Source organism: Novosphingobium aromaticivorans DSM 12444, assembly GCF_000013325.1.
Classification (GTDB): Bacteria; Pseudomonadota; Alphaproteobacteria; order Sphingomonadales; family Sphingomonadaceae; genus Novosphingobium; species Novosphingobium aromaticivorans.
Window position 1 is genome coordinate 1,249,517 of record NC_007794.1, and the last position, 14,811, is coordinate 1,264,327.

A 14,811-nucleotide genomic window follows, 5' to 3' on the forward strand; every position below is an offset into this window, starting at 1 on the left:
GAAAGTGCCATTTCCCCATGTGCGGAATCATCGGAATCGTCGGCAAGGAACAGGTTGCGGACCGGCTGGTCGACGGCCTGCGGCGGATGGAATACCGCGGCTATGACAGCGCCGGCGTGTGCACCGTGGAAGGCGGCCGGCTGATCCGCCGTCGCGCCGAGGGCAAGCTGAACAACCTGGTCGCGGAACTGGTGCGCAATCCCGCGTCGGGCCTGATCGGCATCGCGCATACTCGCTGGGCGACGCACGGCGCACCGACCACCAGCAACGCGCACCCCCATGCGACCGACGAGGTGGCGCTGGTCCACAACGGCATCATCGAGAACTTCAAGCCGCTGCGCGAAGCCCTGATCGCGCGGGGGCGCAGGTTCGAGAGCGAGACCGATACCGAAGTGATCGCGCACCTGGTGTCCGAGCAGGTCGAGGCGGGGCTTTCGCCGCAGGATGCGGTGAAGGCGGTACTGCCGCAACTGCGCGGCGCATTCGCCATCGCCGTGGCCTTTCGCAGCCACGACGACATGCTGATCGGCGCGCGCCTGGGCTCGCCGCTGGTGGTTGGGTATGGCGAAGGCGAGACCTATCTGGGATCGGACGCCATCGCCCTGGCGCCGCTGACCCAGCGCATCGCCTATCTGGAGGAAGGCGACTGGGTCGTCGTCAAGCGCGAGGGCGCGCAGATCTTCGATGCCGAGAACAAGCCGGTCACGCGCCCGATCGTGGCTTCGGGCGCGACGGCGGCGGCGATCGAGAAGGGCAACTATCGCCACTTCATGCAGAAGGAAATCTTCGAGCAGCCCGCCGTCGTCGCCCAGACCTTGCGCAGCTACCTGCGCCGCGTGGAGCAGACCGTGGCGCTGCCACAGATCGACTTCGACCTTGCCAGCATCAACCGCGTCACCATCGTCGCCTGCGGGACGAGCTACTATGCCGGCATGGTGGCGAAGTACTGGTTCGAACAGTTCGCCCGCCTGCCGGTGGACATCGACGTGGCATCCGAGTTCCGTTACCGCGACCCGGTGCTCGAGCCGGGCGGGCTGGCGCTGTTCATCTCGCAGAGCGGCGAGACCGCCGATACGCTGGCGGCGCTGCGCCACTGCAAGGCGGCCGGACAGACCATCGCGGTCGTCGTCAACGTGCCGACAAGCTCGATGGCGCGCGAGGCGGACCTGCTGCTGCCGACCCACGCGGGCCCGGAAATCGGCGTCGCTTCGACCAAGGCGTTCACCTGCCAGCTTGCCGTCCTCGCCGCGCTCGCCGCGCACCTTGCAGTAAAGCGCGGGCGGCTGACGCGCGAGGAGGAGGCGGCCATCGTAGAGCAGCTTGTCGAGACGCCGGCCGCGCTCAATGCCGCGCTTTCGCACGACGAGGAAATCGCGGGCATGGCCCACCTCATCGCGCCCGCGCGCGACGTGCTCTACCTCGGGCGCGGGCCGGACTATCCGCTGGCGCTGGAAGGCGCGCTCAAGCTCAAGGAAATCAGCTACATCCATGCCGAGGGTTACGCCTCGGGCGAGATGAAGCACGGGCCCATCGCGCTGATCGACGAGGCCGTGCCGGTGATCGTGCTGGCGCCGAGCGGCCCCCTGTTCGAGAAGACGGTCAGCAACATGCAGGAAGTGCGGGCGCGGGGCGGCAAGATCGTGCTCATTTCCGACGCGGAAGGGCTGGCCGAGGCGGGCGAGGGGTGCCTCGCCACGATCGAAATGCCGAAGGTCCACCCGCTGATCGCGCCGCTGGTCTACGCCGTGCCGGTGCAGCTTCTCGCCTACCACGTGGCCGTGGCCAAGGGCACCGACGTCGACCAGCCGCGCAACCTTGCCAAGAGCGTGACGGTGGAGTGAGCCCGGCGGCGATGCGGATTGCCCTGTACGAGCCGGAGATTGCCGGAAACGTTGGCGCGGTCATGCGCCTCGGTGCGTGCCTTGGCGTTAATGTCGACCTGGTGGAGCCGATGGGCTTCGCTTGGGAGGATCGGCGCGTGCGGCGCGCGGCGATGGACTACATCGACCACGTGAAGGTCACGCGCCACGCCGGCTTCGGGCCGTTTCGCGCCTCTGTCGCGCCTGGGCGGCTGGTTCTGTTCACCACGAAGGCCGAACAGTCGCTACACGACTTCCGCTTCAGGGCCGATGACGTGCTGCTGTTCGGCAAGGAGAGCGCGGGCGTTCCGGACGAGGTGGCGCAGGCCTGTGACGAGCGGGTGCGGATCCCGATCCGGCCGGAAGTGCGCTCGCTGAACCTCGCGATTGCAACGGCCCTGGCGCTGGGTGAGGCCCTTCGCCAGACAGGAGGGCTGCCGCCGGGGTAATCGGGCGGGGACTGCAAGGAAATGGTCGGGGAGATAGGATTCGAACCTACGACCCTCTGGTCCCAAACCAGATGCGCTACCAGGCTGCGCTACTCCCCGACTGGGCACGGCCCCTAGTTTCTCCGGGCTTTCCGCGCAAGCAGAAACGACCGCTGGTGGTAAGGAGTGGCAGAACGAGGTGGGAACGGAGCGTGAAAGTTCCGGGATGATCCCCGGACCTGAGGCCGCCCTTCGTCACAACGGGCGGTTTCATCCTGCCAGTGCGGACCAGCTTCGCGCCAGCATGTAGAGCGCCACGACCACGATCAGGCCTGCGAAGACGGTGTTCAGCGTACCCTTGCGCGCGGCAAGGCGCGTCGAGGCGGCGGTTCCGGCAACCGAGCCGAGCACCCCGCCGACAATGAAGGCGATGGCGAGCGGCCAGTCGAGCAGGCCCGACGCGGCGTAGTTCAGCGAGGTGGCCAGACCGAAGGCGCTGACGGCGACGAGCGAGGTGCCGATGGCGCGGCCTATCGGCATGGCGGTGGAAGCCACCAGCGCGGGCACGATCAGGAAGCCGCCGCCGATGCCGAAGAACCCCGAAAGCGCCCCGGTGCCGAGACCGAAGGAGACGACCCTGGGGAGGTTCTCGCGGTTGCAGGTCACGCCTTCGATGCCTTGTTCGCCGCGCCCGCGCCACATGAGGAAGGCGACGACGAGCATGAGCAGCGCGAAGAGCGCGAGCAGGCGCTGGCCATCGACCGCCTTGCCGAGCGTGGAGCCCACAAGCGCGCCAACCACCCCCGCTGCCGCGAACATGCCGCCGCAGCGCCAGTTGACGTTGCGCGCGCGGGCATGGCTGGCAAGGCCCGAGAGCGCGTTCGCCGCGACCGCCAGCGCGCTGGTACCGATGGCGACATGAGGATTGGCCACGCCGACGAGGTAGACCATGAGCGGCACCGCGAGGATCGAGCCGCCGCCTCCGACCAGCCCGAGGACGAACCCGACGAGGACGCCCGAAAGGCTGGCGAGCAGGTGTTGCAGATCGAGCAGGATCACAGCAGGTCCACCGGCAGCTTGAGGTAGCGCACCCCGTTCGTGTCCGGTTCGGGAAGGTGACCGGCGCGCATGTTGACCTGGATCGACGGGAGTATCAGGCGCGGCATCCCGAGCGTCGCATCCCGAGCTTCGCGCATCGCCACGAAATCGTCTTCGGCCACGCCTTCATGCACGTGGACGTTGGCGGTCCGTTCCGCGCCGATGGTGGTTTCCCAGACGAAGCCGTCGCGATTGGGCGCCTTGTAATCGTGGCAAAGGAACACGCGCGTTTCGGAGGGCAATTGCATCAGTCGCCGGATCGAGCGGTAGAGCGTGCGCGCGTCGCCGCCGGGAAAATCGGCGCGGGCCGTGCCGTAGTCGGGCATGAAGAGGGTATCGCCGACGAAGACCGCATCGCCGATGACGTAGGCAAGGCAAGCCGGGGTGTGGCCGGGAACGTGGAGCGCAATGGCTTCGATGGTGCCCACGCGGAAGCGGTCGCCATCGTCCATCAGCGCGTCGAACTGGCTGCCGTCGCGGGCAAAGCCGGGGCCTTCGTTGAAGACCGTGCCGAACACTTTCTGGACGGTCCGAATCGCCGAGCCGATGGCGATCGTGCCGCCAAGCGCCTCCTTGAGATAGGGCGCGGCGGAAAGATGGTCGGCATGGGCGTGCGTTTCGAGCAGCCAGTCGACGACGAGGCCTTCCTCGCGGACATAGGAAATGATGGCGTCAGCCGAGGCATGGCTCGTTCGCCCCGACGGCTGGTCGAAGTCGAGGACGGAATCGATGATCGCGGCCCTGCGCGTCGCGGGATCGTGCACGACATGGGTGGCGGTGAAGGTCGCTTCGTCAAAAAAGGTCCTGATGACAGGCACCTGGCCCTTTGCCTGCGCGGCGTTGATTTGCGCGGTGGCGACGGAGAGGTACAGGTCGGTCATTGGCTGATGCTCCGGCAGGTCATTTATATTCGATAGATTGAATATAAGAAAAATATCATATAATCAAGTGCCACGGGCGCCGCCTCTCTTGTGTGACCCGATTTCGACGCTATCTGCTGTTGGCAATGAAGCCCGGTAACCTCGCTGACCTGAAGGACAATGCAGCCTCGATGGCTGCACGGATGCGCACGATGAGCCATCCGGAGCGGTTGCTCATGCTTTGCAGGATGGACGAGGGTGAAGTTTCGGTAAGCGAGCTTGTCGAGCTGACCGGCCTTTCGCAATCCGCAGTTTCCCAGCATCTTGCGCGGCTGCGCGACGAGGATGCGGTGGACAGCCGGGTAGCCGCGCAAGTGCGGTTCTACAGCCTGAAGGACGAGGTCGTCCGCGCGATCATCCACGCGCTTTGCGAGATCTGCGAGAAGCGCTCCCAGGAATGAGGTCGCCCTAGCCGCGACTTGGCGGTCCATCCCCCCTTGCGGCCCGACACAGAATTAGAGTATTCGTTCTATATTGGCGCGGCAGCCGGGTATGGACGCGCGCATGGGAGAGCGACTGCTTCATGGCAAAGGGACGGCAAGGCGGCTGGAACCGTCGGGATTTTATTGGCGCGACGGCGTTGCTGGCGCTGGCCATCGGGGTGCCGGTGGCGGCCGTCCGGCTGACGCACCTTGATGCCGAAGATGCTCCGAGCGACCGGCAGCGCATGGTGATGAAGGATGTCAGCCAGCTTGTGATCCCGCGCACCGGCACGCCTGGCGCGGGCGAGACGGGGGCCGGGGACTTTGCGATTCTCGCGCTCGCCCATGGTCTTGACGGGACGCGCAAGCCGATGGCTTCGGCGGCGACGCCTGCCTTCGGCGCATCGGTCGAGCGTTTTCTGCGCAACGACGGTTCGCTTCGCCATGTCGCCTGGCTCGAACGCATTCTCGACGACCGCGCAGGCGGCGATTTCCTTGGCCGCCCTGTCGCCGAGCGTGGGCGCCTGCTGGCAGCGCTCGACGCCGAAGCCTTTGCCGAGGGCGCGGGCGAGCATCCGTGGAAGGCGATCAAGGGCCTGATCCTGACCGGCTACTACACCGGCGAGGTCGGCGGATCGCAGGAACTTCAATACGTCCATGTCCCTGGCCGCTTTGATCCGGACCTGCCGCTGACGCCCGGTTTCCGGGCGATTTCAAGCGACTGGACCGCAGTGGACTTCGGATAAGAGCGGAAAGCGACAGACATGCAATTCGATGCGATCGTGGTAGGCTCGGGTATCACCGGCGGCTGGGCAGCCAAGGAACTGACGCAGGCGGGCCTAAAGGTCCTGATGATCGAGCGCGGGCGCGAGATCGTCCACGGCGATTACCCGACCGAGATGAAGACGCCCTGGGAGATGCCGTTTCGCGGCGTGGGCGATGCCGCGCTTTATGCGCGCGAATACCAGGTGCAGGCGCAGAACCGCCATTTCAACGAGTTCACGCAGGGGCACTTCGTCAACGACAAGGAGAACCCCTACGCCACTGGTCCGGACAGCGAGTTCAACTGGCTGCGGTCCTATCAGCTTGGCGGACGCTCGCTGACCTGGGGGAGGCAGGCCTATCGCTGGTCGGACTACGATTTCAGCGCCAACAAGCGCGACGGCAACGGCACTGACTGGCCGATCCGCTACGCCGACCTGGCTCCATGGTACGACAAGGTCGAGGAGTTCATCGGCGTTTCCGGCGCGGCGGAGGGCCTGCCGCAGCTTCCCGACGGCCGGTTCCAGCCGCCGATGGCGCTGAACGCCGTGGAGCGTCACGTCCGGCAGGTCGTGGCGGACAGGTATGGTCGCTGCATGACGGTCGGTCGTGTCGCCAACATGACCCAGGCCAAGCCGGACGAGGGCCGCTCCGCCTGCCAGAACCGTTCGATCTGTGCGCGCGGTTGCTCGTACGGGGCATATTTCTCGACGCAATCGAGCACGCTGCCGGCGGCCAAGGCCACGGGCAACCTGACCGTGGTCACCGATGCCATCGTCGAGCATGTCGACTACGATCCGGCGACGAAGCGCGTGACCGGCGTGCGCTATGTGAACACCAAGGACGGTTCGCGCGGTAGCGCCACCGCGCGCATGGTGTTCCTCAACGCCAGTGCATTCAATTCGGTGCACGTGCTGCTGAATTCGCGTTCCGAGGCGATGCCGAACGGGCTGGGCAATTCGAGCGGCGTTCTGGGCACGCAGATCATGGACCACGCCAACACGCTGTCGACGATTGCGCTGTTCCCGCAGTTCAACGGCCGCACCAGTTTCGGCAACCGGCCGACGGGCGTGGTCATCGCGCGCTATCGCAACATGGACGAGATGGACGGTGCGGGGCACACGCGTGGCTATTCGTACCAGGGCGGCGCATTGCAGAGCAACTGGGGCGCGGGCAAGCGCGAGGCGGGCATCGGCGCCGACTTCAAGGACAAGCTGCGTACGCCGGGCATGTGGCGCATGGTGCTGGTCGCCTTCGCCGACTGCGTCCCGCGCGACAGCAACCGCCTGACGCTGGACCCGGTGAAAACCGACCGCTTCGGCATTCCCCAACTCCGCATCGACTTCGCCTATGGCAAGGAAGAGCAGGCAGCACTTGCCCAGGCCAAGGCCGATGCCGCCGAAATGATGACGGCGGCGGGCGGCATGGTCGTCATGGGTTCGGACCAGCCCGGCACCGGTGGCATGGCGATCCACGAGATGGGCGGCGCGCGCATGGGCCACGACCCGAAGACCTCGGTGCTCAACAAGTGGAGCCAGAGCCACGACGTCGCCAACCTGTTCGTCACCGACGGCGCGCAGATGGCGTCCTCGGCCTGCCAGAACCCTTCGCTCACCTACATGGCGCTGACCGCACGTGCCTGCGATGCGGCGGTCAGGATGCTGCGCGAAGGTGCGATCTGAGCCGATGGCAAATGACATCGCCGGCATGACCGAGAGGCAGAAGAGCCTCGCCTTCTTCACGCTCATCACCGCGCTGGTGCTGGAGATCGTGGACGTCACGATCATCAACACCGCGCTGCCGGCCATGCAGGCCGACTTTGCGGCGAGAGGGCAGGACCTTGGGGGCGATACCGCGCAGTGGATCGCGGCGGGCTATTCGCTCGCCTTCGGGTTGCTGCTGATCCTTGGCGGCAGGTTGGGGGACCTGTTCGGCGGGCGGGCGATGTTCCTGGCGGGCGTGGGCGGATTCACCGTGGCATCGGCGCTTTGCGGCATGGCATCGGACCCCGGACTGCTGGTCGCTGCGCGTGTTCTCCAGGGGGCGGCAGGCGCGATCATGGCGCCGCAGGTCATGGCGGTGATCCAGATCCTCTACGATCCGGTGGAGCGCATCGGACGCCTGGCCTGGTTCGGGGTGATCGGCGGTCTGGCCGGCATCGCCGGGCCGATCCTTGGCGGCCTGCTGATTGCGGCCGACATTGCCGGGCTCGGCTGGCGCACGGTGTTCCTCATCAACCTGCCCATCGGCCTTGCGGCGCTTGCCGCGGGCTGGCGGTTCCTGCCGCGCGAGGTGGCGCACAAGGGCGGGCGGATCGACGTGATCGGCACACTTTCCTTCGGCGCGGCGCTTGCGGCGATGCTGTTTCCGCTGGTGCGCGGGGAACATGTCGGCATGGATACCGCGAGCATGGCGCTGCTGGCGGCATCGCCCCTGCTGATGTGGGCGGCGTGGCGCGGTCTGGTGCGCCGGGCCGGGGCGGGGCGCCCGGTGATCTTCGATCCCGAATTGCTGCACGACGGCCTGTTCCGCACAGGCGCGCTGATCGGCCTCGTTTTCTCGGCGGCCAACACCGGCTTCCTGTTCGTGTTCGCGCACGCTCTCCAGTCGCGGCTCGGCTACAGCCCCCTGCAGACTGGACTGGTGCATATCCCCTTCAGCGCCGGGGTCATGGTCGGCATGGGATTTCTCGGGCGGCGCTACCTGGCGCGGGCAGGCAAGTGGGTCATGGTCTGCGCGGCGCTGGCGCTGCTTGTGGCCGACAGCGCCGCGCTTGGCTGGATCGCGCTTGGCGGGCACGACCTGTTCCTCCTGTTGCCGGCGCTGCTGCTGGCTGGCGTAGGCATGGGTACGCTTTCCGGGCCGGTTTCGCCCGTCGCGCTTGCCAGAGTGGACCGGCGCCATGCGGGGGCTGCCAGCGGCATCCTCAAGACCGTGCTGCAGATGGGCAGTGCGTTCGGCATCGCGCTGGTGGGAAGCGCCTACTTCGCGTTGCGCGGGCCGGTCGCCGGGGCGGGGGCGGGAGGCGTATATGCGGCGCTGGCGGTGATCCTCGTGCTGCTGGTGGTGTGCCTGGTGCTTGCGCTGCTGCTGCCGGCGCGGATCTTTGCGCCGGAACCATCTTCCAAAGCCGCGCAAACCGGATAAGCTGGCGCGCGAAACACGCACTGCGGGCTGGAGACTCGCAGGCGTGGGAAGAGGAAGCGCGCAATGGACGATCTGCCGACGGCCAAGTTCCACACCATGACGGAGGGCACCCAGGAAGACTGGGACGCGATCATGACGCACATGCGCCCCTTTGCCCGCACTGGCGGCGCGCGGGTGCTGGAACACCTGCGCCTGCTCGAAGGGGACTGCGGCGGCTTTGCGGTGGACCGGCTGACGCATTGCCTCCAGACAGCGACGCGCGCCCACCGCGACGGGCGCGACGAGGACTATGTCGTCATGGCGCTGCTGCACGACATCGGCGATACGCTGGGCGCCTATAACCATCCCGACATTGCCGCCGCGATCCTCAAGCCCTTCGTGTCCGAGGAACTGCACTGGATCGTGCAGCACCACGGCCTTTTCCAGGGCTACAACTTCTTCCACTTCCTCGGCCTCGACCGCAATGTCCGCGACCAGTTCGAAGGCCACCCGCACTACGCGGCCACTGCCGAGTTCATCGAGAAGTACGACTGCCCGGCCTTCGACCCGGAATACGACAGCCTTCCGCTCTCGTTCTTCGAGCCGATGGTCATGCGCCTTTTCGAGAAGCCGCTGAACAGCGTCTACAAGAAGGCCCTGGCCGAAACCTGACGCGATTAAGAGGCTTGGCCCCGGCTTAATTGCGTGATTAAATTGCGCAAACAGCTTGGGAGAGCGAAACATGGCCGATGTGGCCCTTAAGCCCACGACTGCGGAACGCACCGCGCACCTGTTCACGTTCGACGGCTTCCTGCGCTTCTGGGCGGAGGATCGTCCGCAAGGCGTCGCGCTCGACGGGCCCGATCGCAAGCTGACCTATGGCGAACTGGAGGAAACCACCGCGCGGATCGCCGGCGGGCTTGCCGCAATGGGGATCGCCAAGGGTGACCGGATCGCCTGGTTCGGCAAGAACAGCACGCTCTACTTCGCGCTGTTCTTCGCCGCGGCGCGTCTTGGCGCGGTGATGGTGCCGATCGGCTGGCGCCTTGCGCCCGTCGAGGCGACATGGATCGCGGGCGATGCGCAGGCGCGCATGGTGTTTCTTGGAGAAGGCTTCGAAGGCCTGGCCGATGCATTCGCGGCGCTGCCGGCGGTCGGTCACTGCCTGACCCAGGCAGAGGCATGGCACTGGATTGACGGCCTGCCTGCCGGCGCGTTCGAGCCCGCGGGCGCGGACGATGCGGTGCTCCAGCTCTATACCTCCGGCACGACCGGCAATCCCAAGGGGGCGGTGCTTTCCAACCGCAACCTGTTCGGCCTGCGCAAGCAGTCGATCGGCAACGATCAGCCCTATACGACGATGACCGACGACGAGGCGATCCTCGTCGCCATGCCCTGCGCGCACATCGGCGGCACCGGGCTTGGGGTCATGGCCATCGGCGCGGGTCTACCGGGCATCGTGCTGGCCGAGTTCGAGCCGCGCGCGGTCTTCGATGCGGTGGAACAGAAAGGCGTCACCCGCTTCTTCATCGTGCCCGCCGCGTTGCAGATGCTGCTCAACCACCCAGATTGCGCCAGCGTCGATTTCAGCCGGGTCAAGTACATCATCTACGGCGCATCGCCGATCCCGCTCGTCCTGCTGCGCGAATGCATCGCCATGTTCAGCGCCGAATTCATCCAGGCCTATGGCATGACCGAGACCACCGGCACGATCTGCATGCTTCCGCCCGAGGACCACGACGTCAACGGCAACCAGCGCATGCGGTCGGCAGGGAAGCCACTTCCGGGCGTGGAAGTGCGCGTGATCGACGAGAACGGCAGGTCGCTTGGTCCCAACGAGATCGGTGAGATCCAGACCCGCTCGTCGAACAACATGCTGGGCTACTGGAACCTGCCCGAGGCAACCGCAAAGACGATGACGCCGGACGGCTGGATTTCGACGGGTGACGCCGGCTATCTCGACGAAGATGGCTATGTCTACATGCACGACCGCATCAAGGACATGATCATCTCGGGCGGCGAAAACGTCTATCCCGCACAGGTCGAGAGCGCGATCTACGGCCATCCGGACGTGCAGGAGGTCGCGGTGATCGGTGTGCCCGACGAGAAATGGGGCGAGGCGGTCAAGGCCGTCTGCGTCCCCAAGCCGGGCCACACGATCGACCCTCAGTCGATCATCGACTGGACCCGCGAGCGGCTTGCCGGCTTCAAGGTGCCCAAGTCGGTCGATGTCATCGACGCCCTCCCGCGCAACCCTTCGGGCAAGATCCTGCGCCGGACCCTGCGCGAACCCTATTGGGCGGGGTTCGAGCGGCAGGTGAATTGAGGAGGATGTCGGCAGGCCACGTTGCCCCTGCGGGCATTGTGGATGGCGCGCGATGGACCCTGAAACAAGTTCAGGGTGACGGTCTGGGCGGAGCATTGCGCGGAGCGAGGCCCGCCATGCCGTGCGGTGCCATGTTCTGACGGCTGTTCCGGGCGCCTAGTTGTACTGCGTGGTTACCGTCAGCGTGCCGGTGTAGGTGCCCGCCGCTGTCGAACTGGACAGGGGCAGGGTTCCACCCACGCTTACCGTTGCGGTGCCGCTCGACCCGATGGCGCCGCTCAGCACCTGGCTCCCGCTGCCGGTGGCGCTTGTGGTCATGGTGACGGAGTTGCCTCCGCTCGACAGGGTCACGGTCGACGGGACCGAGACGGTGACCGATTGTCCGCCTTCGCCGGTGATCGCGAACGTTGCGGGCTGCGCTGTGGTCGCGGCAAGGCGCTGGACGCCTGTGCCGCTCGTCGTGACCGTGCCGGCCGGCGACACGACGACACTTCCGGAGCCGGTGGTCGGCCTTGTGACGGTGCCGAAGGAAAGGTCGGCGGTCTTCACGATGTCCAACGGGCGGATTACCGTTGCCGTGGCGGAACCGCTCAGCGTGCTTGACCCGCCGCCGCCAACTCGCTGCGCGGTCACGGTGAAGCTTGCCGATGCAGTGCCTGTCCCGCGCGTGGAATTGTTGCCGAGGATGGCCATGTCGAAGCCCAGGAGAATGGTCCTCGTCGTGCCGCGGGCGATGGGGTTGACGTAGAACTGCAACGTGCTTCCGGCCGTCGGCGTGGAGAGCAGGCTGACCGTCCCCGATGCCACCGAAAGGTTCTGGAGACTGCTGGTGCGTCCGGTGTTGGTGCTCAAGGCCGTGATCGTCACGTTGATGTAGCTCGAACTGCATGCAGTGCTGTTTCCACCCGAACAGCCGATGGTGATCGTGGCATTCGCCGAGTTGGTCGACAGGCGCACCGCGCTGCCCGACTGCCGCGCCACCGCGCCCGACGATGCGGTAACCCGGAACGTCGAGGAACCGGTGCTGGCCGAAACCACCGTGCCGAGCGACCCGCCGGTGATCGAGGAGACGGTATAGGATTGCGCTTTCGCTGCCCCGGCAAAGGCAAGGGTCAGCAACAGCATCGTCAGCGTGCGCCAGATCATCGTTCCACCATCCGGACAGGTTCGTCGAAAGCCACTTCGCCCAGGGCATCGATGGTCCGGCCATCGGCGCCGACTGTCACGAAGATCGGAGACTTGAGCCTCATGCCGAGGCGTGCGCCCTGTTCCGGATCGATCTCGATCGCGTATTTTCCGGGACGTACCTGGTCGAACACGGCTGTTCCGTCAAACTCGGTCATGCCCTGGATCACTTCACCCTTCGCCGACACGAGGCGCAGCTTTACGGCGGAGAGGCCGCCCACCTCTCCGTCCTTGCGGCGAAAGCCGATGCGCGCAACCAGTTCCGATGTCGGCACGAGGGGGTACGGGATCGTCGTCATGCCGCCGGACCGCGCGGCGAAGACGATGTTCTGCGGCGGCGCGGCAACGAAGACCGTGTCTGCGCCAGTGGCGTCGGTGCGCAGGGTGGTCATGCTGCCATCGCCAAGCCCGGTGACGAAAGCCCGCCCGTCTGCATCGGTGACCGTCTTGAGTCCGCCCCCTTCGACGACCACGCCCGGCACGGCTTCCTCGCCCCTGTCGCGCTGGCCGTTGGCGTTGGCATCGATGAAGGCGAGCAGGGCGGCGCTTGCGCCATTGGCGGGGCCGGGGGGCGTAATGCGATAGCGGCCCTTGAGCGGATCGCGCGCAAGGCCGAAATTCAGTTGCAGGCCTACGCGCCACCGGTTCTGTCCGGCCGACCAGTCGCCGCCAAGCGTTGCGGTGCCGAAAGGCAGGCGTGCGGTGACGCCGGCCTGAAGGGCCACGTCGCGGCTTGAGAAGGTCCGCGTGGCGCCAAAGCGCACGCTGTAGCGATCGCCAATTGCGTGGTCGGCCGAAAAGCCCAGCGTTTCGAGGCTGAAACCGGGTTTCAGGCGGAAGTCGGCGGTGCCGCGCAACTGCCAGGAATAATTGATCAGGCGCGATGCGCTGACGTTGCCGCTCATCCGCGTTTCGGATGCGCCGGGCTGGGAACGATGGCTGTAGTCGGCGCCCAGCGCGACGATCGTGCCGCCGAGGCTGGCCGTGGTGCGTGCGCGGGCGGTGAGGCTGCGACCGCCGTCGGCGAATTCGGCGCGCTCCATGCGGCCCGATACTGGCAGGCCGAGGGAGCCGGGGAGCGGAACGGCGAGGTCGAAGACAAGTTCGCTGAACCGGCGCATGGGCCGTGAAGCATCGAAGCTGGTGTTGGCCTCGTCGGCAAGGCGACCGCCATATTCGACGTGCCGGCCAAGAAAGCTGACGCCTCCAACCCTACCGGCGATGCCGAGCGAAGCGGCCCGTCCCCCGCGAAAGTCGCTGGCGAAGTCACCCTGCAGGGCCATGCCGAGCACCGAACTGCGCAGGCCCGCGCTGGCGATGGTATGGGCCTTTCCGAGGCTGTCCGAAAAGCGCGAGATGCCGCCCGTCAGCGTTGCCGCTTCGGTAAGGCCATGTGCGACGTTGAGGACCGCCCGGAGACTGCCGCGTCCGGCGGAAAAGCCTGCGATGCTCGATTCCGACAGGTCGATCAGCGGTTTGTCCTGCGCGACCACGCCGAGATCGACGGTGGTGCGACCGGCCGCGAGCTGGCCGCCGCCGACATTTATGACGCGCGTGCGCTCGACCCGTTCGCCACGGGGGCCATAGAGGACGATGCGAATGGCGTTGCGGCCGCGTACGAGCGGTATGTCGTTGAATTCATAGCGGCCTTGCGCGGTGGCGCCGCGCTGGCCGGAGCGCAGGATATCGTTGACGTAGAGTTCGGCGTCGTAGCCGACGGGCAGTTCTCCGCGCAGGTTGATGCGCTGGAATACGCTCGCCTCGTCCACGCGCGTCGACGAGAAGACCAGGCCGGCGCCATTGAGCGAGCGTGCGCCCATCGTCATGGCAGGGGTGAATACATCGCCCACGGCGGCCATCGTGCCGCCAAGCGATCCCAGCAGGCGCCCATCCTCCGACCGCCTGGTGAAGGCTACGCGGGCGGCGGCCGGGGAGGCGTTGTCGTCGGTTGCCAGCCAGGCCGAGAAGCCGGCTTGCAGCAGGTCCCCGGCGACACGCCCCTCGAAGCGGGTCATCGTGCGGCGTCCGCCGTCGCTGCCCTCATCGGCCTGGCCAAGCTCGGCGGTGAAGTCGAAGGCCGGTTCGCCCAGCCAGCGATAGGGCGTTGCGACCCGCATCGCATCGTCGCGCTGCTCCGGCTGGCCGGACAGGCCCGCAAGGTGCGCGAGGCGCTCGCGCTGGGCCTGAACCGGAAGCTTTTCAGTGGCCTCGAGCGTGAGAAGCATGTCCTCTGGCGTGGCGGTGATCCTGAGCGGCAGGAGCTTTGCGACGAGCGAGGCACGCAGGTAGATGTCCGTCTCGGTGACAAGGCTGTCCGGCGGAACCAGCGCCACGACCTTGCCGCCGATGAGCGCCTGTCCAGACTTGAGGTCGACGGTGATCGGTCGCTGGCTTTCCCCGATCCGGCCGGATGCCACGCCGTTCCGTACGTCGATGTCGAGCGGCAGTTCGAGAAGACGCGCAAGTTCGCCCAGCGGCACCAGCGGATCGGCGGGATCGCCGTAGGCGGTCAACGCCTCCGAGATGGTCGCGCCATCGAGCTGGACCGAAAGCAGCAGCAGATCGGGCGCCTGCGCATCGGCAGTCTGGCCCCCGAACGCTGGTTGCAGGGACGCAACCGGTCCTGCTGGCGAGCTACCCGGAAGGGTTGCTGCCAGGGCCACGATGGCGGTTGCGGAGATCATG

12 protein-coding genes and 1 tRNA gene are annotated in these 14,811 nt (G+C 66.6%); 8 read left to right on the top strand and 5 right to left on the bottom strand.

All coding sequences use genetic code 11. The features are described 5' to 3' along the window. The first annotated feature begins 17 nt into the window (after window positions 1–17). Together glmS and SARO_RS06010 are read left to right on the top strand one after the other, a co-directional pair. Entirely contained in the window at window positions 18–1,841 is a 1,824-nt protein-coding gene (gene glmS, locus SARO_RS06005; RefSeq protein ID WP_011444861.1) for a glutamine--fructose-6-phosphate transaminase (isomerizing), read from the top strand. Window positions 1,842–1,852: 11 nt separating this feature from the next. Next, the gene (locus SARO_RS06010) at window positions 1,853–2,308 is read left to right on the top strand and encodes a tRNA (cytidine(34)-2'-O)-methyltransferase (protein WP_011444862.1); all 456 of its coding nucleotides are present in this window, start codon (window positions 1,853–1,855) and stop codon (window positions 2,306–2,308) included. A 22-nt stretch (window positions 2,309–2,330) separates the two neighbouring features. Here SARO_RS06010 and SARO_RS06015 read toward each other — a convergent pair. The 3 genes from SARO_RS06015 to SARO_RS06025 form a co-directional block, all read right to left on the bottom strand. Next, window positions 2,331–2,407, bottom strand: a tRNA-Pro gene (locus SARO_RS06015). 150 nt (window positions 2,408–2,557) lie between these two features. Further along, entirely contained in the window at window positions 2,558–3,343 is a 786-nt protein-coding gene (locus SARO_RS06020; protein WP_041550765.1) for a sulfite exporter TauE/SafE family protein, read from the bottom strand. Next, a complete protein-coding gene (locus SARO_RS06025) occupies window positions 3,343–4,266 on the bottom strand; it encodes an MBL fold metallo-hydrolase (protein ID WP_011444864.1) in 924 nt (307 codons plus the stop codon). The genes SARO_RS06020 and SARO_RS06025 overlap by 1 nt, the downstream gene beginning before the upstream one ends. A gap of 125 nt (window positions 4,267–4,391) precedes the next feature. Here SARO_RS06025 and SARO_RS06030 point away from each other — a divergent pair, with 125 nt between their 5' ends. The 6 genes from SARO_RS06030 (at window position 4,392) to SARO_RS06055 (ending at window position 10,941) form a co-directional block, all read left to right on the top strand. After that, window positions 4,392–4,706 (top strand): ArsR/SmtB family transcription factor, encoded by a 315-nt coding sequence (locus tag SARO_RS06030; protein ID WP_041550196.1) that lies wholly within the window; start codon window positions 4,392–4,394, stop codon window positions 4,704–4,706. A gap of 122 nt (window positions 4,707–4,828) precedes the next feature. Then, on the top strand, window positions 4,829–5,473 hold the full coding sequence (locus tag SARO_RS06035; protein ID WP_011444866.1) for a gluconate 2-dehydrogenase subunit 3 family protein: 645 nt from the start codon (window positions 4,829–4,831) through the stop codon (window positions 5,471–5,473). An 18-nt stretch (window positions 5,474–5,491) separates the two neighbouring features. Then, complete coding sequence (locus SARO_RS06040) at window positions 5,492–7,171, top strand: GMC oxidoreductase (RefSeq protein WP_011444867.1); 1,680 nt, start codon at window positions 5,492–5,494, stop codon at window positions 7,169–7,171. A 4-nt stretch (window positions 7,172–7,175) separates the two neighbouring features. Next, entirely contained in the window at window positions 7,176–8,636 is a 1,461-nt protein-coding gene (locus SARO_RS06045; RefSeq protein WP_011444868.1) for an MFS transporter, read from the top strand. Window positions 8,637–8,699: 63 nt separating this feature from the next. Next, a complete protein-coding gene (locus SARO_RS06050; protein ID WP_011444869.1) occupies window positions 8,700–9,287 on the top strand; it encodes an HD domain-containing protein in 588 nt (195 codons plus the stop codon). A gap of 70 nt (window positions 9,288–9,357) precedes the next feature. Next, window positions 9,358–10,941: a fatty acid--CoA ligase gene (locus SARO_RS06055; RefSeq protein ID WP_011444870.1), complete on the top strand. Its 1,584-nt coding sequence runs from the start codon at window positions 9,358–9,360 to the stop codon at window positions 10,939–10,941. 156 nt (window positions 10,942–11,097) lie between these two features. Here SARO_RS06055 and SARO_RS20160 read toward each other — a convergent pair whose 3' ends face one another. Beyond that, window positions 11,098–12,087, bottom strand: a complete 990-nt coding sequence (locus tag SARO_RS20160) for a DUF4402 domain-containing protein (protein ID WP_011444871.1) — start codon at window positions 12,085–12,087, stop codon at window positions 11,098–11,100. Next, window positions 12,084–14,810: an MSCRAMM family protein gene (locus tag SARO_RS06065; RefSeq protein WP_011444872.1), complete on the bottom strand. Its 2,727-nt coding sequence runs from the start codon at window positions 14,808–14,810 to the stop codon at window positions 12,084–12,086. Before SARO_RS06065 ends, SARO_RS20160 begins: the two co-directional genes overlap by 4 nt. Window position 14,811: the final 1 nt, after the last annotated feature.

What these genes read in the sequence shown, in the direction of transcription:
- SARO_RS06035 (WP_011444866.1), top strand. Translation starts at nt 4,829, where the DNA reads ATGGCAAAGGGACGGCAAGGCGGCTGGAACCGTCGGGATTTTATTGGC.
- SARO_RS06025 (WP_011444864.1), bottom strand. Translation starts at nt 4,266, where the DNA reads ATGACCGACCTGTACCTCTCCGTCGCCACCGCGCAAATCAACGCCGCG.
- glmS (WP_011444861.1), top strand. Translation starts at nt 18, where the DNA reads ATGTGCGGAATCATCGGAATCGTCGGCAAGGAACAGGTTGCGGACCGG.
- SARO_RS06030 (WP_041550196.1), top strand. Translation starts at nt 4,392, where the DNA reads ATGAAGCCCGGTAACCTCGCTGACCTGAAGGACAATGCAGCCTCGATG.
- SARO_RS06050 (WP_011444869.1), top strand. Translation starts at nt 8,700, where the DNA reads ATGGACGATCTGCCGACGGCCAAGTTCCACACCATGACGGAGGGCACC.
- SARO_RS06055 (WP_011444870.1), top strand. Translation starts at nt 9,358, where the DNA reads ATGGCCGATGTGGCCCTTAAGCCCACGACTGCGGAACGCACCGCGCAC.
- SARO_RS06040 (WP_011444867.1), top strand. Translation starts at nt 5,492, where the DNA reads ATGCAATTCGATGCGATCGTGGTAGGCTCGGGTATCACCGGCGGCTGG.
- SARO_RS06010 (WP_011444862.1), top strand. Translation starts at nt 1,853, where the DNA reads ATGCGGATTGCCCTGTACGAGCCGGAGATTGCCGGAAACGTTGGCGCG.
- SARO_RS20160 (WP_011444871.1), bottom strand. Translation starts at nt 12,087, where the DNA reads ATGATCTGGCGCACGCTGACGATGCTGTTGCTGACCCTTGCCTTTGCC.
- SARO_RS06065 (WP_011444872.1), bottom strand. Translation starts at nt 14,810, where the DNA reads ATGATCTCCGCAACCGCCATCGTGGCCCTGGCAGCAACCCTTCCGGGT.
- SARO_RS06045 (WP_011444868.1), top strand. Translation starts at nt 7,176, where the DNA reads ATGGCAAATGACATCGCCGGCATGACCGAGAGGCAGAAGAGCCTCGCC.